Source organism: Arthrobacter oryzae, from assembly GCF_003634095.1.
In the GTDB taxonomy this organism is placed as follows: Bacteria; Actinomycetota; Actinomycetes; order Actinomycetales; family Micrococcaceae; genus Arthrobacter; species Arthrobacter oryzae.
Map to the genome: position 1 here is coordinate 258,346 of NZ_RBIR01000001.1, position 22,462 is coordinate 280,807.

The window sequence follows — 22,462 nt, forward strand, 5'->3', positions numbered from 1 at the left end:
TTCGCGTCTGGATAATCGGGGTCGAGGTGCCGGCATCGTCGGGGGTCCGGGTCGTCGCGGTGAGGCGGGCCGTGGAGCGGGCCGGTCACGAAACTGATCACCGGGAAAAGTGATTTGAAGGCTTTTCCTGTTTGGCCAACTGCTCCGATGGAATTCACGGCGCGGCTCCTCAACTCAAGGCCATAGCGCCCCCCAGCCGTCAAGAGCAATAATGATCTTCGGGCACACACGCGTCAATAGAGATATAGGTGATGGCCATGAAGGCAGTCGCAGGGGACCGCATCGTCATTCGGGGAACCACCGTCGAGTCCACGGACCGGCATGGCCTGATCGTCGAGGTGAAGGGGGCCGATGGGGCGCCTCCGTACCTTGTCAGGTTCGATGACGGCCACGAAACGATCATGTTCCCGGGCGGTGATTTCGTCGTCGAACGCACCGGGGAAGGGCCCTAAAGGCGCTATACGGCAGGCTCGTGACTAGAAACCCGACGAGCTCCCGGACCCGGAAAAGCTGCCGCCAGTGGACCCGTAGCCGGTAGTGGTTCCGCCGCCGCGGGCGCTACTGACGCTGCTGACGCCGGTGCTGAAGCCGGAATTGAAGCTCGGGACCGAGAAGAAGTAGTAGGACGGATACACCGTTCCGAGGATGCTCGGCTCGTAGGATCGGCCGTACCGCGCCTTCGTCCCGGCCTGCGCGCTCTCCATCTCGGTGCGCATGAGTTCGGCTTCCTTCTCATTGCGGGCATAGGCGTCGATCACGGTGTCGGCGTGATTCTTCAGCAGCTCCGCGAGATGGGTCCGAGCGTCGCGCAGCCGGTCCAGCGCCGTCTCAGGAGTGATCGCGGCGTCTGCCAGTTCCGATGACCAGCGTTCAAGATCGCTGCGGCTTTCATCGCGGAAGGACCTCAGCGCTGCCGCCGTTGCTGTGGTTCCCTCGCCGCGGGGCTGGCTCAGCAGTTCCTCGAGGCCATCCAAGTCATGACGGAAGGGCGCGACCTGTCTGTCCCACGCGGACTGCCAGGAGGCTCCGCGGTTGAGCAGCGCGTTAGTATCCGCGATCACGTCATCCAGCACGTCGAGTTCCGCGGCGGCATCGGCGTAGCTCCGGATGAGTTTGAGGGTGGGCCGCCGGCTCAGGTCCCGGCTGCTGAAGGCATGCACCTGGTTGGAGAGTTCGGTCGCTGCGTTGTAGCGGGTCATGAACGTGCGGTGTTTCTCCAGGACCGTGCTGCCGTACCGGGAGGATTCGGGAATGGTGCTGGCGTTGAGCTCGGTCACCTGCAGGTCCATGCTGACGTTCGCGAAACTGGCGTCGCCGCGGGCGAGTTCCTTCCGGCTGGCCACCCGGGTCCGCCACCGGACGATCAGCCACGCCGCGGCGCCGCAGACCGCGGCCGCCACGGCCGCCAAGGTTGTCACGAGGAAAGCGGTGGACCGGTACCACGGCTGGTTGATGAGTTCGGCGCCGCGGCGGATTCCTGCGATGGTGCCGTCGGTCCACTGGGCGTCGTGGAAGAGCTCCTTGGAGGCGTTCTGGATGTCCTCACGCTGTTGCGGGGAGACCTTGCGGTCCTCACCCATATACGTCCCGACATGCCGCCCCACCGGGTCCAGCGCGAAGATGAACAGCCCGTCCGCCCACTTCTGTCCGTCCGGGCTGATCCACTCGGGGTGTTCGGCGCGGGCGAAGCGCAGGACTTCCTCATTCAGGTTGTCCGCGGCGGTGCCGTTGTACGTGTAAACCGCCACCTTGGTGGGCTGGTAGAAGTCCGTGGACTGAACGGCGGGCAGGAGCGTCTTCTGATCCAGGACTCCGGCGCGGTCTTCAACCACGACGGCGGTCGGCGTCACGGCGAGCGCCGCGTGGGCGCCGCCGAGGAGCCCGACCATGAGCACAACCACAACGGCGAGGGCTTTCCGCATGATTCCCATTTCCCGAGCGTAGTGGCTGGCACCAACCGCGTCGACGAGACGCCGTGGAAGGGGGGGCGAATGACATCGTGACCGGGCGCGGGCCCGGCGTCCATACTTGCGGCATGAGCCCGCAGCCTGAAGGACCACCGGAGCAACCCCGGACAGAGGATTCCCCCGCAGAGGAACCCGGACCGGAAAGACCCCGGACGGAGGAACCCGGACCGAAGGGACCCCGGACCGAGGAACCCGGACCGGAGAAGCCGCGCCGCGCTAGGCCGGATCCGACGCTCCTGGGCGTCCTGGCCGCGATCGCGCTGATCGTGATCATCGCGCTTGCCGTGGTGTTCACCCGCGGGGAACCGGCGCCCCTGGCCGCATCAACGCCCGCCGGCGTCGCGCAGCGCTATGCCGCCGCCGTCATTGCCGGGGATGAGGCGGCCGCCTCCGTCTACCTGACTCCCGCCGCCCGGAACAGGTGCACGGCCGAGCCCCGCCCCATGGCCCGGAATCTGCGCGTCACGTTGGTTTCCACCACCGAGCGGGCGGAATCCGCGGACGTGCGGGTGCTCATCACCGTGTCAGAGCCCGGCGGCCCCTTCGGCAGCGCCGAATACCAGGTTGAGGATGTCTTTGACCTTGTCAGGTCGGGAAACGGCTGGCTGATCGACACCGCACCCTGGCAGCTGACAGTGTGCCCGGGGCAGGTGAAGCAATGAGCGCCCAGCGGACCGTGCGCCGGCTCATCACCTATGCCCTGCTGTTCGCGCTGGTGGTGATCACCGCCGTCGGGCTCAGCGGGCTGCTGGGCCGGCTGTTGGTGGCGGGGACGGAACTGGCCACGGACGACGTCGCCGGGCTGGCGCGCTCGCTGGCTTTCGCCTTGATCGGCGGGCCGCTGGCGGCGCTTTTGTGGTGGGCGGTATGGCGGCGGCTTGATGACCCGGAGGAGCGGTCCGCCGTCGGCTGGGGTCTCTACCTGGCTGGCGCCTACATGCTCGCCCTGCTCCTGGCCTCCACCAACGTGCTGAACACCATCTCTTCGCTGATCGGCGGGGAGGGCCCGGAGTGGCGGCTGTCCCTGGCCACCGGCCTGGTGTGGTCCGCGGTTTGGGCCTGGCACCGGTGGATGTGGCGTCACCCCCGGAAGAATCCGACGGACCTGGCCGACGTCCCCACGGTGCTCGGCGCGGTCCTGGGGCTCATTCTGGGCGTGGGCGGTGCCGTCTCGGCCCTCTCCACCCTGTTGGATACCGCCCTGCGGGGAGCAGCGACTGAGATCTCCGTCGGCAAGCCGTGGTGGGTTTCGGCGCTGCAGGCCCTGGTCTGGGCGGCCGGCGGAACCGCCGTCTGGTGGTGGCATTGGAAGCACGACGGCGGCCGGCAGCTGCGGACCGGGCTGGCCGACGTCGCGCTCATCACGGTTGGGGTGCTCGGCGCGGGCGTCCTCACCCTGGGCGGAGCCGGCGTGGCGCTCTTCGTGGTCCTCCGGCTGCTGTTTGACCGCACCGAATCCCCGGAACTCCTGCTGGAGCCCCTCGCGCCGGCCGTGTCCGCGGCCGCCATCGGCTGCCTCGTCTGGGTCTACCACCGCAACATCGCGCGCGGGCGCTCGGAGGCCACCTTGCAGGGCGGCAGGCTGGTGACCTCCGGCGTCGCCCTGATCGCGGCGGCGTCCGGGATCGGCGTGATCGTCAACTCGGTCCTCGCCATGACGGCCGCCCCGCTCGCTGGCGCCGGGGCCAGGACCCTGCTGCTGGCAGGCATCAGCTCCCTCCTGGTTGGCGGGCCGGTGTGGTGGCTCGCGTGGCGTCCCCTGGATCAGGCGGCGGCGACCGGCACCGGACAGTCTGCGCGGCGCATCTACCTGGTGGCCGTGTTCGGCCTGAGCGCCGTGGTGGCGGTGGTCACGCTGCTGGTGATCGGTTTCCGGATGTTCGAGTTCTTCCTGACCGACGTCGGCGGCGGAATCCTTGTGGACCGGATCCGCGCACCCCTGGGGCTGCTGGTCGCCACCGGACTCGTGTTTGCATACCATTTCGCGGTGTGGCGGCAGGACCGTGCCGGCCTTGCCGCGGCTGGCCCGGTGCCTCCGCGAACCATCGGCCACGTGATCCTCGTGGCGGGTTCAGACCCCGCACCGCTGCGGCGCGTCATTGGCGAGGTCACCGGGGCCGGGGTCACAGTCTGGACGCGGGCCGACGGCCGTGCCGGCGGGGCTGCCGGCGCTGCCGGCGGGGCACTTCCAGGGAACGCCGGGGCCGCGGAGGCCCAGCTCGCGGCCGCCCTGGAAGGCGTGGCGGCAGCCCGGGTTCTGGTGATCGCGGATCAGCACGGCGGAATCGACGTCATCCCGCTGCGGGGCTGACCGGCCTGCCCTGCCCCGGCCCGGGGCCGCCACCGCCTAGGATTGCGGCATGTCTACCTATGAAGTAACCCGCAGCGCAGTCATTCCAGCACCGGCCGAGGCCATCTTTCCGCTGGTCAACAGCTTCCATGAATGGACCAAGTGGTCCCCTTGGGAGGCGGTCGACCCTGCCATGGAACGCAGCTACTCCGGCAGCGAATCCGGCGTCGGCGCCAAATACGCCTGGAGCGGGAACCGCAAGGCCGGGTCCGGCACGATGGAAATTGTTGACACCGCCGAGCCGCGGAACATCAAGATCCGGCTCGAGTTCACCAAGCCCTTCAAGACCGTCAACCCCACCTCGTTCACGTTCACCCCGGCGGGCAACGGCACCCAGGTCACCTGGACCATGACCGGAGAAAACAAGGGCATCGGCAAGGTCTTCGCCCTGTTCATGAACATGGACAAGATGGTCGGTGCGGATTTCGAAAAGGGTCTCGCCGCACTGGCCACTGCCGCCGCACAGCCAGGAGCCTGACAGGGAGTACCCGCCACCGGGCCCGGAACCTGTGCCGCGTTCTTGGCCGGACGTTCCCTGCCCCGGCCGTTCCTGGACCGGTGGCGGAGCCGGCTGAGTCCATTCACAGCCAGTGCCGAGGCTGTTCGCGGGTTTTCTTGATTAGGCTGTGTCAGAGTGCAACCACGAATGCCGCCATTGCCACGCTGATCGGATGAACGAGAAAGCCGGAATCCATGAGTCGGAACGCCGCCAGACCCCAACGACGAATCGCCGTGCGGCTGCTTGTTGCAGCAGTCCTCGTGGTGTCAGCAGCGGCGTGCACGCCCTCACCACCCGGCGGCCAGGCAACCGCCTCCGGTACTCCCAGCACGGCACCCGGCACAACACCGGGTGCCGGCACTCCGTCCGGTAGCCAGTCTCAGGGACCCACGGCCGGGGAAAGCCCAACCGGGCAGGCCGGCTCCAAGCCGGGGCACGTGTTCGTCATCAACCTCGAGAACAAGGGCTACTACAAGGTCTGGGGCGAGGGCTCCGAGGCCACCTATCTCTCACAGACGCTCCGCAGCCAGGGCGTCCTGCTGTCCGACTACTACGGGATCGCCCATAACTCGAACCCGAACTACCTGGCCCAGATCTCCGGGCAGGCATCCAACGAGATGACCCGCGCCGACTGCACCACCTACGACCCGTTCCAGCAGACGGGGACGGCTGCCCTGGGTCAGGTTGAAGGAACCGGCTGCGTGTATCCGGCATCTGTCCCCACGGTCGCCGGACAGCTCAGCACAGCCGGCAAGACCTGGAAAGGCTACATGGAGGACATGGGAACACCGTGCCGGCATCCGGACCTGGGCGCGAAGGACACCAGCCAGAGCGCCCAGGTGGGTGACCAGTACGCTACCCGCCACAATCCGTTCGTGTATTTCGAATCCATCACCTCGTCGGCGGACTGCCAGCGCAATGTGGTGGATTTCAGCGAACTCGCCCATGATCTCCAGTCCGTGGCCACGACGCCGAACCTGTCGTACATCTCGCCCAATCTCTGCAATGACGGCCATGACGAGCCGTGCGTCGATGGCAGCGCCGGGGGACTGGCCGCCGCGGATGCCTGGTTGAGCCGGCAGGTCCCGGCAATCCTTGCCTCCCCGGCGTTCAAGCAGGACGGCATGCTGGTGATCACCTTCGATGAATCCGAGGGCAAGACGACGGGACCGTCCGGGCTGCTGCCCGGAGGGACTGCCGGCGGCAAGATCGGTGCGCTGGTGATCTCGCCGCTCACGAAGGGCGGAACGACGTCGGACCGGGCCTACAACCACTTCAGCCTGCTGGCCAGCATCGAGGACGCATTCTCCTTGCCCCGGCTCGGGTATGCCGGGGCGCCGGGTTTGAACAGCTTCGGCGCGGACGTTTTCAACGCCGGCTCCTGACTTCGCTGCCGCCGCCGCATTGCCTCTCAGACGCCCGCGTTGTAGACATCGAGCCCGAAGCGGTTCAGCCCGGGTGCCCCCGCGTAGCCCAGATAAGGCAGGCCGAACGTGTCTTCAATGCTGGCCAGCAGGCTGTAGTGGTTGTAGGGGGTGGTGGACCAGGTCCCGCCCTTGGTGAAGGGTGAGAGCACGAGCGCGCCGACGCGGCCGCCGCCCGGGCCCGTGATGCCCGGCTCGGGGGAGTTGGGCCCGGAAGTTTCGCCGCAGCAGGCGGTGGCGTCCGACTGGGGTCCGTCGGATTCGTCGAACGTGATCACCAGGACGCCGTCTTGCTTGAACGCGGGGGAGGAAGTGATGGCCGGCACCCACTGCTTGAGCCACTCGTCCGCGCTGGCCAGCCCGCCGGGCTGCCCGTCGACGCAGGGGGCGTCGTGTCCGTCATGGCAGAGGTTCGGCGTGATCATGGACAGGTTCGGGGTGGTGGCGGCTGAGGTGAGGTCCGTCTTCAGCGCGGTGAGGTCGACGTCGTTCCGGGCACAATCCGGCGAATCGGTGATCCCGGCAAAATAGACGAACGGGTTGTGGCGCGCCGCGTACTGGTCGCCGACCCTTGCCTTCTGAGTGTCATCCACCGCGCCGAGGGCCGGGTGGCGGCATGGCGTTCCCATGTCCTCCATATAGCCCTTCCACGTCTTGCCTGCCGCCGTTAGCTGTCCGGCGACCGTGGGCACGCTGGCCGGGAAGACGCAGCCATCTCCGACGGCTTGGCCTTGGCTGGCCGTCCCGGTGCCGGCGAACGGCGAGTACGTCTGGCAGTCGGCCTGCATTTGCGGGTTGGGTCCCTGTCCGGAGATCTGGGCGACGTAGTTCGGCTGCGAATTGTGCGCCGTCCCGTAGTACTGGTTCAGCAGCACCCCCTGGCTGCGCAGCGTCTGCGAGAGATACGGCGCGGCCGAGGCCGGGCCCCAGGTCGTGTCGTAACCCTTGTTTTCGAGGTTGATCACGAAGACATGCTTGGCCCCGGGCAGGAAGCCTTGGCCCGCGGTGGTGGCGGCGGGGGCTGCCGCATTGGCTGGCGTACCCGCCGTCGCGGCCTGGGAGCCGTAGCTGAGCGACGCGGCCGCGAGCACGAGCAGCGCGGCCGAGGCGAACCGCTTCAGGGTGCGGCGGCTGCGCTGCCGGCGGGGTTCGGGGGCGGTTGCGGTGGTGGGGTTCACGGGAGTTTCCATCCGTCGGCGAGTGCTTTCTGTTTGAGGCCGGACCATTCTTCGGCCGGAGGCGGGCCCACCGGGGCGCAGGCCGGGCCGGCCGCGAAGGGCGGGACAAGGTACTTGGGCGCGTTGAGGTTGGCCGGTGTGCCGAAGTCCAGGACTTCGGCAATGTTGCGTGCTGCCTTGTCCCGCGGCGTCAACGCCGGCAGGTTCCAGCGCCATTCGATGGCTTTGAGAACGGAGGTGTGGTCGTAGACGTCGTGGGCGACGTACCGGCGTCGGGCCCGCGGGGAAATGACGACCGAGGGCACCCGGAAACCGCGCAGGGCCGTGTCGGGGCTGGCATCGGGGGCCGATGCCGGCGCGACGTGGTCGTAGAAGCCGCCCCACTCGTCGTAGTTGACCACCAGCAGGGTGTTGGCCCAGCCCGGGCCGGTGGTGACGGCGTTGTAGACCTCGGCCAGGAATGTTTCGCCGGAGCGGATGTCGGCGTGCGGGTGGTCATCGCCCGACGTTCCCGAGCCCTCGTCCGTGAAGCGCGGATCCACGAAGGAGACCGCCGGAAGGGTCCCGGCGCCGGCGTCGGTCAGGAACTCGGAGTAGTGGTGCGAGATTCCCTGGTATTTGGTGCCCCAGAGCGCGGTGAAGGGGATGTCCCCGTAGTAGTACTTGCCGGAAACTCCGGCCGCGGCCAGCCGGTCCCAGATGGTCGGCAGGGTGCTGGTGACGGTGGAGTTGTGGATCCGGTCCGTCGCTGCAGCGTGCTGGTAGAACCGGTTCGGGTAGGTCTCGGCCATCGTGGCGGCGAAGTACCGGTCGCACACCGTCCAGTCCGGAGCGGCCTGCCGCCAGAAGTCGAGGTCGGCGGCCTCGTAGTAGCCGACCGCGAATTCGTCGTTTTCGCCGGCCCGCAGCCAGCCGTTGTTTTTGCCGTCGTTGTACTGGATGCGGCCGCCCTCGTAGGAGTGGTCCGGATCCGGGTGGCCGCAGCCCTGGAAGTCTGTCAGGTGGTGCGTGCTGTGCGGGATTCCGTAACGGTCCGTGTACGTCAGGCCGGACTGGATGCCGTCGGCACCGGGCAGCCAACCCAGGAAGTGGTCGAAGGAACGGTTTTCCATCATCAGCACGATGATGTGCTCGATGCCCGACGTGTCGGCCGGGGGCAGGGCGGGTGTCGCGGCCTCGGCGGGCCGCCAGCTGGTGCCGGCGGCCAGCGTGGCCGTTCCGGCGGCGGTCAGAAATGTACGTCTCGAGAAGGTCACGCCCAGCAGTAGATCACGGAGAGGTTACGAAATGAACGCCTTCGGGGCCGGGTTCATCGTTTGTTCACCGGGTGTTCGTCTGCCCTGACCTGCGGCTAAGGCGCCGTGGGGTCCGAACCGTTACCGGACGCTTCCTGGCCGTATTCGGCTGAGATGAGGATGGGGAGGTGATCCGATGCCCCGCGGGGCAGCGTCTCAACGCTTTCGATATCCAGCCCCTGGGAGGTGGCGAAGTCGAAGTGGCCCTTGAAGACCTTGTACCGCGTGTAGGTGCGGCGGTCGCTCATCGTGAGGTCGTAGCCGGCGTCCTTCATCTGCGCGGTCAGGGACTTGGTGAAGAACGGATAGTTGAAGTCACCGACCATCAGCGACATGAGGCCGCCGCCCATGCTGAGCAGCTCGGCGTGGGCGGCATGGATCTGGTTTCGGCGCAGCGAGTTCGACGCCGTCAGGGGTGCCGCGTGGAAGGAGGCGATGACGAGCTCGTGGTCGGTCTCGTTGTCCGTCACGCGGGTGCCGATGAGCCGCTCATGCGCGGGTGCCAGGACCCGGTCATGGAGGGACTTCTTCAAGGCGAACGTCTGGGTGTCATAAGCCGTGAAGCGGTCCTTGCGGTAATAGATCGCCAGGCCCAGCCGGTTTCCCCGGGTGGCGTCGGCCAGGTGCAGGTTGCCGATCGTGGCCGGCAAGTCCTCGGTGTCGCACTCCTGCAGGCACAGAGCATCAACCTCGAAATCGCGGGCCAGATCGGCCAGCTCTCCACTGGCTTTGTGCTTGCGGAGGTTGTAGCTGATGACTCGAATCAGGAGGGCACCCCTTCGGATGATAGTTTCGGACGCTGTGACCGAGTCTACCCAGTCCGGTGCCCTGAAGGGTGCGCATTGACACGGGAGCCGTCCATAAATGGTCCGCTGCGTCCCCGGTCGGAAAGCGCAGCGCGGGGCTGCCCGCGGCTCAGGCGATAGGCTGGGGGAAATTTCTGATGGAAGCTGCGAAAGGTCGATGTTGACTGCTGAACTACCTGTTCTGGCCGAGGGCGATTTCTACTATGAGGCGCTGGGCGGCGGGCGTTACCGCTCCACGATCCACGCCCAGGGCGCCTGGAACGAGCACGAGCAGCACATGGCCCCGGCGTCCGGGATTATGGCCGACGCCCTGGCCAGGCATGAGCCGCGCGGGGATATGCGGATGGCGCGTCTTAGCTACGAGATCCTCGGCCTGATCCCCGGCGGGGAGTTCGACGTCGTGACCTCCACGCTCCGCCCCGGCCGGACCATCGAACTGGTCCAGGCCGAACTCGTAGCCGGCGGCCGGACGGCCATCCGCGCCACCGCCTGGCGGATGATCACCTCGGACACCTCCGCAATTGCCGCCTTCGAGGATCCGCGGATCCCGGCTCCGGACGAGTGCGAACCCTACGACGCCGCCAGCATCTGGCCCGGCGGCTACATTGCCTCGCTGCACATGCGGATCGCCGAGGGCCACCGGGCCGGCTCAGGGACCGTGTGGCTGCACACCGACTATCCGCTGACCGACCAGGCGGACACCGGTGACCTCGCCCGGCTGATCGGCCTTGTGGACACGGCGAACGGCATTGCCGCCCGGGTCCCGCCGGGCAAGGGCAGCTACGCCTTCCCCAACCTGGACCTGCAGATCCACATGTACCGGCAGCCGCAGGGGGAGTGGCTGGGACTGGATAACGAGGTCTCGTTCGGCACGGACGGGATCGGCCTTACCTCCACCGTCCTGCACGACCTCAGCGGCCCGTTTGGGCGCGCGGAACAGATCCTGACGCTGCGCAAGTCCTAGTTAGAGTGGAAGACGAGCCAACCGGCCAGCGTGGCCAGCGCTGTCAGAGCGGCGCCCCACAGGATGTCGACGACGATTAGTTGCCACGGCCAGGTCTTGAGCGTGGCGGCGTTGGTCAGGTCGTAGGTGGCGTAGCCAAACACGCCTAGCGCGGCGCCGTAGCCGACGGCGCTGAGCCAGCTGCCGCCGTCGAGCGCTGGTGTCAGGGCGAAGAACACGATCCCGGCAATGTAGATCACGTAGAACACCACCGCGTACCCTAGATTGGGCTTGTCGGCCAGGAGACCGCCGATCTGGCGGCGGTAGAACGGATTCATCGACTTGAGCCAGATAGCGTCGATTATGGCGAACGCGGCGGCTACGACGAGGAATTGCAGAATGACCATAAGGGAGCATAACAACATGCCGCAGGCGCCAGCCGGACCCCGGACGCTGACGGTGGTGCGGCAGAAGGAAACCCTTGGCGCCGCGGCCGACCTCGACTTCGCGCTCGGGCTCCTCCAGAAGGTCAAGACTGGTTCGCTGGGTCCGATGCTCAGGCTTTACCGCCCGGTTCCCACCGTGGCCTTCGGGCAGCGCGACACTCACCTGCCCGGTTTTGAGGCCGCCGCCGCAGCCTGCCGGGACCAAGGCTTCGAACCGCTGGTCCGCAAGGCCGGCGGCCGTGCCGCGGCATACCACCAGGGAACGCTCGTCATCGATCACCTGGAACCGGATACGGACGCGATTGCCGGGGCCAAGGGACGATTTTCGCTCTTTGGCGGACTGCTCGCCGGCGCGCTGCGCGACGCCGGCGTGGATGCCGGCGTCGGCGAGATTCCGGGGGAATACTGCCCCGGCGAGTTCAGCGTGCACGGCAGGGACCCCCGGGTCCCGGACCATCTCGTCAAGCTGGTGGGAACCGCCCAGCGGGTTGTTGCCGGCGGCTGGCTGTTCAGCTCCGTGATCGTGGTGGAGAACTCCGCCCCGATCCGCGCGGTCCTGGAAGCCAGTTACGCTGCGCTCGGCCTCGATTGGAACCCGGCGACGGCGGGCGCGGCCGACGACCTCGTGCCGGGCCTCGACGTCGACGCGGTCGAAGCGGCCGTCGTCGCCGCCTACGGCCGCTACGCCTCGCTCAGCGACGCGGAATTTGTAACCGTGCTGAATAAGGTTGAAGCGGTATGACTGTGAACCTTTCCTTCGACGCGCCGTGTGGCCCGATCACGGGATGGCGCGACGGCGCCGTCGTGCGTGCCACCGGCATTCCCTACGCCACCGCGCGGCGGTTTCAGCCGCCCGCGCCGGCAGCCGACTGGTCCGAGGTGCTGGAGGCGACATCCCTGGCCCCGGCGTGCCCGCAGGCTCCGGTGCCCTTCCTGGACGACGTCCTGGGTACCCGCTACGGCGAGCTTCCCGGCAGCGAGGATTGCCAGCGCCTGTCCATCACCTTGCCTGCCGGCCTCGACGGCGGCGAGCGGCTGCCGGTGATGGTCTGGCTGCACGGCGGATCCTATACGTCCGGATCGGGCGACCTGGCGATCTTCGATCCGTCGGCACTGGTGGCTGAAACCCGCGTGATCGTGGTCTCGGTGACGTACCGGCTGGGCCTTTTCGGATATTTGTCCACCAGCACTGGCCGGCCCGCCAATCTGGGCCTGCTGGACCAGATCGAGGCGTTCCGCTGGGTGCAGCGCAACATCGGCTCGTTCGGCGGGGACCCAGGCAGGGTCACCGCGTTCGGACAATCGGCGGGGGGCGACGCCGTCGCGCATCTCATGGCAACGCCTGGCGCCGCGGCTCTCTTCCAGCGGGCCATCATTCAAAGCGCGCCCCTGGGAATTACGCGCGGGCGGCAAAAGATGAACGCCGCCATGGGCGTCGCTGCGGAGGCCGTCACGGACGCCACTCCGGCGATGGACGTCGTCGCCCTCGAGGAGGATGTTGCCCGGACCGCGAGGAAGTTCGGCCTGATGGCGGCCATGCCGTTCGGGATCCAGTACGGGCATGCACCGCTGCCCGGGGAGTCCGAACTCGACGAAGCCTGGAATGCTGCTGCGCCGGGGATCGATATCCTGATCGGCCATACGGCGGAGGAGGCCAGGCTGTTTCTGCCGCGAAGCCCGCACCTGAGCACCGTGGCGAGGATTCCGGTGATCGGCAGCGCCCTGCTCAAGGCAGTCTCCTGGCTGGTCACGGAAAAGGTGTACGGCAAGGCGGCCAGAGAATTTGCCCGGCGGCATGTTCGCGCGGGCGGACGGGCCCACAGCTACGTGCTGTCGTGGGGGGCGCCGGGGAACCGGTACGGGGCGGCGCACACCATTGACCTGCCGCTGCTGTTCGGTCACCAGCAGACGTGGGAGGCGGCCGGGCTGCTTGCTGGTGCCACCTGGGAGGACATCAACGCTCACGGCCGGGCGATGCGGGCGCTCTGGGCACGGTTCGCCTACGGCGACAGCCTCGGCGCCCGCGGGGAGATTTCCGGCTCCCTCCGGTACCGCTCGGTCTGAACCGGAGCCCTAAGGAGACCAGCACGCTCAAGGCAGCGAGGTCAGCGCGGCGGCGATCACCCACAGCAACGCGAGGGTTCCGACGGCGATCATCGGCAGGTTCCACGTCGCGGTCACTGTGCCTGCGGAGGGGCGGAGTCCGGCGGTGCCGGCGTCCTGCCAGGCCTTGGCGATCTGGTCACGGCCCGTCGCTACCGCCGGCTGGTGGCTGATCCGTTCATTGCCCGGGAGGATGCTGAAGGGTCGGCTTTTCAGATCGCTGACGTGCTGAAAACCGGATTCGAACGAGCCAGGCGGGGTCGGCGCACCCCAGCTCACGTACTTCTTGCCGCCGGCCCTGACAGCTACGGCGTAGCGGACCTCGATGTCCTCGATCGTATCGAACGGGATCCGGAAGCTACGCAGTCCGTTGATCACCTCGAACCCGTCGCTATCCGCGCGGAGGCACGGCCGGCACTGGGCCACGTAGACCAACCAGGACACCAGAACCAGCCAGGGGGCGGCGTGCAACGCGGCCCCGGATTCGCCGCTGGCCGCCAGCCAGCACAGCGTGCCCGCAACGGCGGCCCACGCGATCGCGGCGACCGGGCGGCTCGACGCCGAGCGATATGTTCTGGATTGCTGCGCTGACCGCTGGGTGGGCGCTGAGCCGTTCGCCTGCGGCGGGCGCGCGGTATCTTTTGACGCTTTCAATGGTCCCCCTCCATGCCCGAGTCGTCGTCGGGGTGAGAGAAATGTACCGCAGCATTGCCCGGCTGGCTGGTCATGGCCGCGTGCGATTGCGGCAGCTGCGGATTAATCGCGGTTTGCGGCGGCGTCGCGTCCTGCCTGCGTGCTCGCGAAGATGTCCGGCCTCGGCGTGGGGGTGCCGTGCTTCACGGCCTGGATCCACTCGTCGGTTGAGAGGACAGAGGCGAAACGCGACTGCAGTACTACGAGCACCGCGGTGTGCAGTTCCTCGGCTCCAAGGGATCCGGCGCGGTTGGACATGGCCAGGGTGCCGGTGGCGTCGGAGAGGAACTCGACGTTCAGGCCGCGGTGTGCTGCGTCCCGGGCCGTTGATTCATCGCAGTTCTGCGTCATGTACCCGGCGATCACGATCGTGTCGATGCCGTGGTCCGTGAGCCACCCGGCGAGGTCGGTGCCCGTGAAGCAGGAGGGGAGGGTCTTTTCCATCACGTGGTCGTGACCGCGGCTGCTCACGACGGGATGCAGGTCGAATCCGTGGCTGCCGCGGGCGAAGATCGGTGAGCCCTCGGGTGCCGTTTGTTGAACGACGACGACGGGAATCCCCGCTTCTGCGGCGGCGTCCATGGCCTTGCCGACGTTGGCCAGGCTCACCTCCGGGTGTGGGAAGCCGATGGGCAGATTCCCGGAGATGTATTCGTTCTGCACGTCGATGACGAGAAGGGCGCGGTTCACTTGGCTCCTTGCGTGGGCGTAGTCAGCGGGCGAGGGGTAGCCCGCCGATTGCGATCCTAACGGCCTTTCCTGGTTCCCGGCAGCGGCGGCCATCCGCGCCGTCTGACTCGTCCCCTGCCGGCCCGGTTGGAAGGCAGGATCCGGCCATGGGCGTCCTTGTTCCGGCCGATGTCTTCAGGGCTGCTGTGTTCAGCGCTGGAGTGTTCAGCGTTGCGGTGGCCGGACCGCAGGTCATCGAGCAGTGACTGCACTTGCTCCGGACTCTCGATGTGGGCGAAGTGGCCGCAGTGCGGGAGCGTCACCGTCCGAAGGTGCGGGACTAAGCCGGCCAAACGGCTCAGGTCCGTCGGAGGTGTCAGCACATCGTTGTCCCCGCGGATCGCGAGAACCGGGCAGAAGATGCTGCGCCACCGGTCAAAATCGTAGCCCGCCGCAGCCCGGGCGGCTGCGGAGAAGCTGGCCGGCCGAGCCTCGTCGCCGAGCCCGCGGATCACCGTCCCGGGAATGGCCGCGGCGTCCGCGAAGAACGGGGACATCAGCGGTCCCATCACTGGTGTGGCGCTGATTCCGCGGACGAGTGCCGACCCTGCCGGACCGAGGACGGTCATCGCGCGCATGACCAGCAGCAGACCAACAAAGGCCGGAAACCTGAACAAATTGTGCATCGGCCTGCGTGCAGCCTCTGACACGCCGAATGTGGTGGCCGAGATGGCGGCGACGCTGGCTGTCCGTTCCGGCCACGCCGCGGCAATGTGGAGCGCCAGGAAGCCTCCCATGGAATGACCCACAAGATTCCACCGCTGGTAGCCGAGCGAGTTCAGTACCCCGGTGACGGCGCGTGCCATCGCCTCGATGCTGAAATGTTCAAGCTGGGCCCCGTTCGTGGATTCGCCCCAGCCGGGCAGGTCAATCAACACCCGGGCACGGGCAGGGGCCACCGAAAGCAGTGCACCAAAAGTGGTCCAGGATCCCGCGGCGCCGTGAAGATAGACATCCGCTGCATCGGACGCTGGCCCGGGGCCTCCGGCGCCCTGCTGGACACGCACCGTGCATGGACCCAGCTCTGTGGGAAATGTTTGCCGCCGCAGCCCTGCCGTTTCCGGGGGTACGGTTTCCTGCTCAACGTTCATCGTCACCCTCTGCTCTTTGTCTCGGAAAGTGGTTCGGAGCCGCACAGGCGCCGGACCGGCGACGGCGTCAACTAAACGCCGGAGTCCGCCGCCTCGTGCGCGTCGCACGGAACCGCGGGCCCAAGTTGATACATTCGGGATCATGAGCACTCCGGATATCAGCGTCAGGGCCGCGACCGAAGACGACGCCGCCCGGCTGGCCGAGGTCCATGTTGCGGCATGGCGGGCAACGTACCGCGGAGTCATGACCGATGAATATCTTGACGGTCTCGACGTCGTCCGCGCCGCGGCCGCGTGGCGCCGCAACATCGGTGCGCCCGCGGTGGGGATTGAGCACCTTGTTGTCCTCAGCGGCACGGACGTTGCCGGATTCGCCATTCTCGGCCCTGCCTCCTCCGGCTCCGCCCCGACTACCGGTCAGCTCCATGCGATCAATGTGCATCCGGACTGGTGGGCGCAGGGCCTGGGTTCCGTCCTCTTTGAAGCCGCCGAACAGAAGCTGATTGAACTCGGCTATGACAGGGCATTTCTCTGGGTGGAGAAAGGCAACACCCGGGCCATCAACTTCTACAGCAACCGCCGCTGGCTCGCCGACGGGGAGACCCTCGAGGACGCGAGATTCGATCCTCCCGTGGCCGAGAACAGGCACAGCCGGACATTTCCGCGCGTGCATTGATCGCGGGCGCCGACGTCCTCCTGTAAATCTTCACGTCAACTCATGTGGGCCGTTGGTCTCTACCAGCCGGGGCACCGGAAATTATGGAATGGCTAGCATGAGCCCGGACGGGAGCGTCCCAGATAGTGCCGCGCTTCCGGTCGGGGCGGGATCGGGGGACGAAGCGCCGGTTGTGCCGGATCCGCAGGAACCACTTGAACGGTTGCTGAGGGATCTCCGAAGCCGGCGCGAGGGACTCTCAGAGCGGGAAGCGACGCGGCGGCTTGTCGTGTTTGGCCCTAACCGGCTGACCCGGCGCGGGAAGAGGAACTGGGCAGCCGAGCTGGGCCGGCAGTTCGTTCATCCGCTGGCTTTGTTGCTGTGGCTTGCGGCGGCGCTGGCGTCTGCGACCGGCACGGGGGAGTTGGCCGTCGCGATTTTGGCCGTGATAGTCCTGAATGCCCTGTTTGCCTTCTTCCAGGAGCGCCATGCCGAGCGCGCCGTCGAAGCTTTGTCGGCATATTTACCCGCACAGGCGCTGGTACTTCGCGAGGGCGCCGAAATCCTGGTTGATGCCGTGCGGCTGGTTCCCGGCGATGTGATTGTGGTCAGGGAAGGTGACCGGGTGTCGGCGGACGCGCGGCTCCTGACGGGTTCGGTGGAGATGGACATTTCCACGTTGACCGGCGAGTCGCTGCCGGTGTCCAGGAGCGCCGACGTGCACCCGTTTGTGAAAGTTCCGCTCCTGCAGGCCCGGGATGTTGTGTTCAGCGGCAGCAGCTGCACCGGCGGCGAGGCGGCGGCGGTGGTCTACTCGACCGGAATGCGCACCGAGCTTGGCCGTATTGCGGCGCTTTCGCAGCGTGTCGGGCAGGAACCAAGCCCGCTGGAGCAACAGGTGGCCCGGGTCGCCCGGCTGATCGCCATCATCGCCGTCGGCATGGGGGCCGCCTTCATCCCGGTCGGCATGCTTCTGGCCGGACTCTCGTTTGGCGACACCTTGGACTTCGCCATCGGGCTCCTCGTCGCGAATGTGCCCGAGGGCCTTTTGCCGACCATTACCTTGGCTCTCGCGGTCGGTGTCAGGATCCTCGCCCGCCGCGGGGCCCTCGTGAAGAGGATTTCGGCGGTTGAGACTCTTGGCTGCACGAGCGTGATCTGCACGGACAAAACGGGCACCCTGACCATGAACCGCATGCAGGTCCTCAACTTCTGGACCTCGGACGGGCAGCAGGATCTCCTTGCTCTGCGCCCGCCGGCTGCACCGGATTCGGCAGCAGGGCGCTTTGCAGTTGCGGCGGTGACGTGCAGCAACGCCCGGCTTCCAGACCTGGCGGGGGAGGTGGAAACCGGTGACCCGACCGAACTGGCTCTACTTCATCTCGCGGCGGACCTGGGCGCCAATCCCGACAGGTCCGGGGTTGAACGGCTGTCTCAGTTCCATTTCGATCCGGTCCTGCGGCGGATGTCCACCCTGGACCGTGACGGCTCCGGGACAGTCCTGCACACCAAGGGTGCACCGGAGGAGATCCTCCCGCTCTGCTCCCTCATCGCAGCCGGCGGAACAGACCGTCCCCTGACAGAGGCAGACCGACAAACGATCATGGCGGTCACGGACGAGTGGGCCGTGCAGGGACTTCGCCTGCTCGCGGTGGCCGACCGGCTGATGCACGATCAGACACCCGTGGGAATCCCGCGCGCGGACGCCGAGAAGAACCTGACGTTCCTCGGGCTGGTGGCGATGTTCGACCCGCCACGACCCCAGGTTGCCGAGGCCGTGGCCCAGTGTCATTCGGCCGGCATCCGGCTCATTGTCGTCACGGGCGACAACGGGCTGACCGCGGCCGGCATCGCCCGGCGAGTAGGCATCGGGGGCGACGGGCCCCAAATCATCAACGGCGCCGAGCTGGACCAGATGAGTGAAGCCGAGCTGGACAAGTTGTTGGGAACCGGAGCCGAGCTCATCTTCGCCCGCAGTTCACCCGAGGCAAAGCTGCGGATCGCCGACGCCCTCCAGGATCTGGGGCATGTCGTTGCCATGACCGGCGACGGCGTGAACGACGCACCGGCCCTTCGCCGCGCCGATATCGGCGTCGCAATGGGAAAGTCCGGGACCGATGTGGCGCGCGAGGCGGCGACCATGGTCCTCACAGACGACGACTTCGCTTCAATTGTCAGCGCCGTGGAAGCGGGCCGCCGGGTCTACGACAATGTGCGCAAATTCATCGTCTACATCTTCGCCCACGCCACCCCAGAAGTCGTCCCGTTCCTGATCTACGCGGCCTCCGGGGGAAACATCCCGTTACCGCTGACGGTGATGCAGATTCTCGCCATCGACCTGTTCACCGAGACACTGCCCGCCCTCGCCCTCGGGCGCGAGGCTCCGGAACCGGGCCTGATGCAGCGTCCGCCCCGGCTCCGGAGTGAGAACGTCATCAGCCGCCTCATGCTGGTGCGCGCCTGGGGAGTGATGGGCGGAGTATCCGCGGTGCTGGTGAGCGGCATCTTCCTGGCAACGCTGCTGGCCGGAGGCTGGACGTACGGAGCGGACGTCGCGGCAGGACCCCTGAACCTGGTGTGGCGGCAGGCCACCACGATGACCTTCCTGGGAATTGTTGCCTGCCAGGTCGGAACCGCCATGGCTGCCCGCACGCAAACCGTGTCCCTCTTCACGATCGGCCTGACCACCAACCGGCTCCTGCTCTGGGGGATCGCCTTTGAAATTGTGTTCGCCGCAGGCGTCGTCGTCATCGAACCCCTGCAGGCCATATTTGGCACCGCCGTGCCCGAAGCCTGGGAGATCCTGCTGCTGCTCCCGTTTCCGGTCCTGGTCTGGGGCGGCGACGAGGTCCTGAAATTATGGCTCCGGCGGCGGAACGGCACGGTGCCTGGGGCCGCGGAAACCGGGACGGCGCCCGCAGCTGAGCAATGACTCCGTCAGGGCTGGAACCTATACCCGATGCCGGCCTCGGTCATGAAGTGCTTGGGGTTGCCGGGGTCTGGTTCGAGTTTGCGGCGGAGCTGGGCCATGTAGACGCGCAGGTAATTGGCCTCCGTGGTGTAAGCCGGGCCCCAGATTTCGGTGAGGAGCTGTTGCTGGGTGATGAGTTTTTCGGGGTTGCGGACCAGGAGTTCCAGGATTCCCCATTCGGTTGGCGTCAGGCGCACGTCCTGCCCGTTCCGGGTGACACGTCTCATGGCCAGGTCGACGGTAAAGGAGGCTGTGGTCACGACGGGCGCTTCGTCGGCTTGGATGCTCCGGCGTTGGACGGCGCGCAGCCGGGCAAGGAGTTCGTCCAGTCCGAAGGGTTTGGTGACGTAGTCGTCGGCGCCGGCGTCCAGCGCCCTGACCTTATCGTCGGAGCCGTGCCGGGCGGAGAGGACCAGAACAGGCACGACGCTCCATTGCCGGAGCCGGGTGATGACCGTGGTTCCGTCGATATCGGGCAAGCCCAGGTCGAGGATGATGACGCCGAAGGCGTGCCGGGCCGCTGACCGGACTGCGGATTCGCCGTCCGGGGCTGTCACGACCGTGTATCCGTGGGCGTGCAGGGTGATCTTGAGGGCTTTGAGGATGTGGGGGTCGTCGTCGACCACCAGCACGTCGTTCACAGCGTGCCTTCCGTGCTGGCCGAGGGCTGTGTGTGGTGGTGGCGCAGGAGCGCCGACTGGGCCCGAAGCGGGGCTTGGGTGGCTTCCGGGTTGAAGGCGGTGCCGGCGGAGAGGGGCAGCCGGATCACCATGGTCAGTCCACCGCCGGGTGTCTGTTCGGCGGTGAGGGTTCCTCCCATGGCCTCGGTGAAGCCCTTGGCCACGGCCAGGCCGAGCCCGACCCCGGTGGTCTGGGGGAGGTCGTCGAGGCGCTGGAATGGCTGAAACATCCGGATGACGCTTTCTGCGGGGACGCCCTGGCCGTGGTCGATGATGCGCAGTTCTCCCGCGGGGCGCCCGCGCAGGCTAGCATGGCTGAGCCCTCCGGCCGCTCCGACGAGAACGACGTCGGAATCGGGCGCATATTTGACGGCGTTCTCCGCAATGTTCGCGATGACGCGTTCGAGCATTCCAGCGTCGGCGTCGACTTCGGGCATGTTTCCCGGCAGCTCAACCCGCACCCTATGTGCCGGAATTCCGCGGAGGGCGGCCGGTATCACTTCGTACCAACGCACCGGTTTGATGAGTGGGTTGACGGAGTCGGAGGTGATACGTGACATGTCCAGCAGGTTGCCCACCAGTGCGTCCAGCGTGTCAGAGCATTCATCGATGGTGGCTAGCAGGTCCTGTTGCTCGTCGTCGGTGTAGTGACTGCCAGGCTGTCGGAGTCCTCCAACGGCCAGTTTGATGCCGGCCAGGGGGGTGCGGAGGTCGTGGGAGACCGCACGGAGGATGGATGTGCGCATGGTGTTGCTTTCGGCCAGCCGCACGACTTCGCTGCGGCTGGCCGCCAGTTGCTGGCGTTCGAGTTGTGCGGCCAGGTGCACGCCAAAGGCTCCGAGAAGTCGCCTGTCGCTGGCCGGCAGGGTCCGGCCGCAAAGCACGAGGCGGGTGGTGGGGTCGATCTGTTCGTTGTTTTCCGCAGTGTCGGGTGCGCCGGGTGGGATTTCTCCGGCCTCGGCGACGAGCCGCCAGCCAGTGTCTGCCGCCGTTCCTGATCCGGCAACCCCGACGGAGGCGTAGAGCGCGGCGCCGCTGACCTGGAACACGTCAAGGGCCTGTTCCAGGAGACCTCTCAAGCTGTCCTCGGCGCCGGCTGCGCCGCGGATGAGGTCGCCCAGGGTGGTGGCCTCCGCGCGGGCCCGGGCGGCTTCTTTGGACCGTCGGGCGGAGAGGTCGACGACGACGGCGACCGCCGCAGAGACCCCGACGAAGAGCAGAAGTGCGAGGAAGTTCTGCGGGTCGCTGATGGTCAGGGTGCCCACCGGAGGAGTGGAGAAGTAGTTGACCAGCAGGCTGCTCCACAGGGCGGCGAGGATTGCGGGCCAGAGTCCGCCGACGAGGGCGACGGCAACGGATCCGGCGAGCTGGACCAGCGCCGCCGTGGCCACGGTTTGATCAGGGTTCAGGGAGATCAGCATCTGCAAGATGACTGGAAGCAGGGCGGCCAGGATGAAGCCTGCGGTGACCCGGATACGCCCGAGGTCCCGTTGGTGCCGCGGGCCGGCGCCGCGGCCGCCGAGCGGGTGGGAAACCATGTGGACGTCGATGTCGCCGGAATCGCGGACCACTCTGGTTCCCACCCCGCCGCCGAGCAGCGCGCCGAGGAGCCCGGCGAGCTTTTTGTGGCGGGAGATGCCGACGACGATCTGGGTGGCGTTGACGCTTCGGGCGAAGTCCAGGAGCGCGGCCGCCGGGTCTTCACCGGTCACGACATGGTAGCTGCCGCCGAGGTCCAGGATCAGGCGGCGCTGGGCCTCCAGTGCCGTCGGTGACTCGGAGGCGACACCGTCGGCGGCCCGGACGTGGACGGCCAGGAGGTCCCCGCCGTTGACCCGGTTGAGGATCCTGGCACCGCGACGGATGAGGACCTCCCCTTCCGGGCTGCCGGTCAAGCCGACCACGATCCGTTCCCGGGCGGGCCAGCTGGCGTCGATGCCCTGTTCGGCCCGGTACCTGGCCAGGCCTTCGTCCACTCGGTCCGCCAGCCACAGCAGCGCCAGTTCGCGCAGGGCGGCGAGATTTCCGAGGCGGAAATAGTTGGTGAGGGCGGCGTCGATCTTCTCGGCCGCGTAGATCTTCCCGTCGCTGAGCCGCTGGCGCAGCAGCTCGGGTGGAATGTCGACCAGATCGATCTGGTCCGCCCTGCGCACGACGTCATCAGGCACCGTCTCGGCCTGACGGACGTCGGTGATGGCGTTGACGACGTCCCCGAGGGATGCCAGGTGCTGGATGTTGACCGTGGAGAGGACATTGATGCCGGCGTTGAGGAGTTCGTCGACGTCTTCCCAGCGTTTGGTGTGGCGGCTGCCGGGGATGTTGGAGTGGGCGTATTCATCCACTACCGCGGTTTTCGGGGCGCGGGCCAGAACAGCGTCGAGATCCATTTCCTCGAACTCAGTGCCCCGGTAGGGCAGGCGCCGGGGCGGAATAATTTCCAGCCCCTTGAACAGGGCCCGGGTGTCGGCCCGCCCGTGGTCCATGGCGAACGCGACGACGACGTCCTCACCGCGTTCGCCGAGCCGGTGCGCCTCTTCGAGCATCTCGTAGGTTTTGCCGACCCCGGGCGCGGCGCCCAGGAAGATCCGCAGTGTTCCGCGTGCCATCGGGCTATCCTCCCGCCTCGACTCTC

Annotated in this window: 20 protein-coding genes; 10 read left to right on the forward strand and 10 right to left on the reverse strand. The window is 67.3% G+C overall.

Features of this window, described 5'->3' with window-relative positions:
* Nucleotides 1-257: 257 nt before the first annotated feature.
* Nucleotides 258-452, forward strand: a complete 195-nt coding sequence (locus tag C8D78_RS01250; RefSeq protein ID WP_120950636.1) for a DUF1918 domain-containing protein — start codon at nt 258-260, stop codon at nt 450-452.
* A 24-nt stretch (nt 453-476) separates the two neighbouring features.
* Here the strand turns inward: C8D78_RS01250 and C8D78_RS01255 are convergent, their stop codons facing one another.
* Nucleotides 477-1,931, reverse strand: coding sequence for a DUF5129 domain-containing protein (locus tag C8D78_RS01255; protein ID WP_120950071.1), 1,455 nt, complete (start codon nt 1,929-1,931; stop codon nt 477-479).
* Between the two features lie 104 nt (nt 1,932-2,035).
* Between C8D78_RS01255 and C8D78_RS01260 the strand changes: the two genes are divergently transcribed.
* The 4 genes from C8D78_RS01260 (at nt 2,036) to C8D78_RS01275 (ending at nt 6,201) form a co-directional block, all read left to right on the forward strand.
* Nucleotides 2,036-2,629, forward strand: a complete 594-nt coding sequence (locus C8D78_RS01260) for an LpqB family beta-propeller domain-containing protein (protein WP_120950072.1) — start codon at nt 2,036-2,038, stop codon at nt 2,627-2,629.
* Complete coding sequence (locus C8D78_RS01265; protein WP_244208183.1) at nt 2,626-4,278, forward strand: DUF5671 domain-containing protein; 1,653 nt, start codon at nt 2,626-2,628, stop codon at nt 4,276-4,278. Before C8D78_RS01260 ends, C8D78_RS01265 begins: the two co-directional genes overlap by 4 nt.
* A gap of 49 nt (nt 4,279-4,327) precedes the next feature.
* Entirely contained in the window at nt 4,328-4,795 is a 468-nt protein-coding gene (locus tag C8D78_RS01270; protein WP_120950073.1) for an SRPBCC family protein, read from the forward strand.
* Nucleotides 4,796-5,253: 458 nt separating this feature from the next.
* Nucleotides 5,254-6,201, forward strand: coding sequence for an alkaline phosphatase family protein (locus C8D78_RS01275; RefSeq protein WP_120950074.1), 948 nt, complete (start codon nt 5,254-5,256; stop codon nt 6,199-6,201).
* 26 nt (nt 6,202-6,227) lie between these two features.
* On the opposite strand, the gene C8D78_RS01280 is transcribed toward C8D78_RS01275, so the two are convergent.
* The 3 genes from C8D78_RS01280 to C8D78_RS01290 all read right to left on the reverse strand — a co-directional run bounded on the left by C8D78_RS01280 (nt 6,228) and on the right by C8D78_RS01290 (nt 9,477).
* Entirely contained in the window at nt 6,228-7,418 is a 1,191-nt protein-coding gene (locus C8D78_RS01280) for an alkaline phosphatase family protein (protein ID WP_244208184.1), read from the reverse strand.
* Nucleotides 7,415-8,674, reverse strand: coding sequence for an alkaline phosphatase family protein (locus tag C8D78_RS01285; RefSeq protein ID WP_120950075.1), 1,260 nt, complete (start codon nt 8,672-8,674; stop codon nt 7,415-7,417). The genes C8D78_RS01280 and C8D78_RS01285 overlap by 4 nt, the downstream gene beginning before the upstream one ends.
* Nucleotides 8,675-8,769: 95 nt before the next feature.
* The gene (locus tag C8D78_RS01290) at nt 8,770-9,477 is read right to left on the reverse strand and encodes an endonuclease/exonuclease/phosphatase family protein (protein ID WP_120950076.1); all 708 of its coding nucleotides are present in this window, start codon (nt 9,475-9,477) and stop codon (nt 8,770-8,772) included.
* Between the two features lie 202 nt (nt 9,478-9,679).
* Here C8D78_RS01290 and C8D78_RS01295 point away from each other — a divergent pair, with 202 nt between their 5' ends.
* Nucleotides 9,680-10,483: a thioesterase family protein gene (locus C8D78_RS01295; protein WP_120950639.1), complete on the forward strand. Its 804-nt coding sequence runs from the start codon at nt 9,680-9,682 to the stop codon at nt 10,481-10,483.
* Here the strand turns inward: C8D78_RS01295 and C8D78_RS01300 are convergent.
* The gene (locus tag C8D78_RS01300; protein WP_120950077.1) at nt 10,480-10,869 is read right to left on the reverse strand and encodes a DUF2177 family protein; all 390 of its coding nucleotides are present in this window, start codon (nt 10,867-10,869) and stop codon (nt 10,480-10,482) included. The genes C8D78_RS01295 and C8D78_RS01300 overlap by 4 nt on opposite strands.
* 16 nt (nt 10,870-10,885) lie before the next feature.
* On the opposite strand from C8D78_RS01300, the gene C8D78_RS01305 reads away from it, so the two are divergent.
* On the forward strand, nt 10,886-11,650 hold the full coding sequence (locus tag C8D78_RS01305; protein ID WP_120950078.1) for a lipoate--protein ligase family protein: 765 nt from the start codon (nt 10,886-10,888) through the stop codon (nt 11,648-11,650).
* Complete coding sequence (locus tag C8D78_RS01310) at nt 11,647-12,972, forward strand: carboxylesterase family protein (protein WP_120950079.1); 1,326 nt, start codon at nt 11,647-11,649, stop codon at nt 12,970-12,972. The genes C8D78_RS01305 and C8D78_RS01310 overlap by 4 nt, the downstream gene beginning before the upstream one ends.
* A gap of 27 nt (nt 12,973-12,999) precedes the next feature.
* Here the strand turns inward: C8D78_RS01310 and C8D78_RS01315 are convergent, their stop codons facing one another.
* The 3 genes from C8D78_RS01315 to C8D78_RS01325 all read right to left on the reverse strand — a co-directional run bounded on the left by C8D78_RS01315 (nt 13,000) and on the right by C8D78_RS01325 (nt 15,524).
* Nucleotides 13,000-13,665, reverse strand: coding sequence for a hypothetical protein (locus tag C8D78_RS01315; RefSeq protein ID WP_120950080.1), 666 nt, complete (start codon nt 13,663-13,665; stop codon nt 13,000-13,002).
* A gap of 102 nt (nt 13,666-13,767) precedes the next feature.
* Nucleotides 13,768-14,394 (reverse strand): cysteine hydrolase family protein, encoded by a 627-nt coding sequence (locus tag C8D78_RS01320; protein ID WP_208641838.1) that lies wholly within the window; start codon nt 14,392-14,394, stop codon nt 13,768-13,770.
* A 56-nt stretch (nt 14,395-14,450) separates the two neighbouring features.
* Entirely contained in the window at nt 14,451-15,524 is a 1,074-nt protein-coding gene (locus tag C8D78_RS01325; protein WP_120950082.1) for an alpha/beta fold hydrolase, read from the reverse strand.
* 142 nt (nt 15,525-15,666) lie between these two features.
* On the opposite strand from C8D78_RS01325, the gene C8D78_RS01330 reads away from it, so the two are divergent.
* Both C8D78_RS01330 and C8D78_RS01335 read left to right on the forward strand, forming a co-directional pair.
* Nucleotides 15,667-16,200 carry a GNAT family N-acetyltransferase gene (locus tag C8D78_RS01330; protein ID WP_120950083.1) on the forward strand — a complete coding sequence of 178 codons (534 nt, stop codon included), beginning with the start codon at nt 15,667-15,669 and terminating at the stop codon, nt 16,198-16,200.
* Between the two features lie 97 nt (nt 16,201-16,297).
* Nucleotides 16,298-19,111: a cation-translocating P-type ATPase gene (locus tag C8D78_RS01335; protein ID WP_120950084.1), complete on the forward strand. Its 2,814-nt coding sequence runs from the start codon at nt 16,298-16,300 to the stop codon at nt 19,109-19,111.
* Between the two features lie 5 nt (nt 19,112-19,116).
* On the opposite strand, the gene C8D78_RS01340 is transcribed toward C8D78_RS01335, so the two are convergent.
* Both C8D78_RS01340 and C8D78_RS01345 read right to left on the reverse strand, forming a co-directional pair.
* Nucleotides 19,117-19,791: a response regulator gene (locus C8D78_RS01340; protein WP_120950085.1), complete on the reverse strand. Its 675-nt coding sequence runs from the start codon at nt 19,789-19,791 to the stop codon at nt 19,117-19,119.
* Nucleotides 19,788-22,436: a DUF4118 domain-containing protein gene (locus C8D78_RS01345; RefSeq protein WP_120950086.1), complete on the reverse strand. Its 2,649-nt coding sequence runs from the start codon at nt 22,434-22,436 to the stop codon at nt 19,788-19,790. Before C8D78_RS01345 ends, C8D78_RS01340 begins: the two co-directional genes overlap by 4 nt.
* Nucleotides 22,437-22,462: the final 26 nt, after the last annotated feature.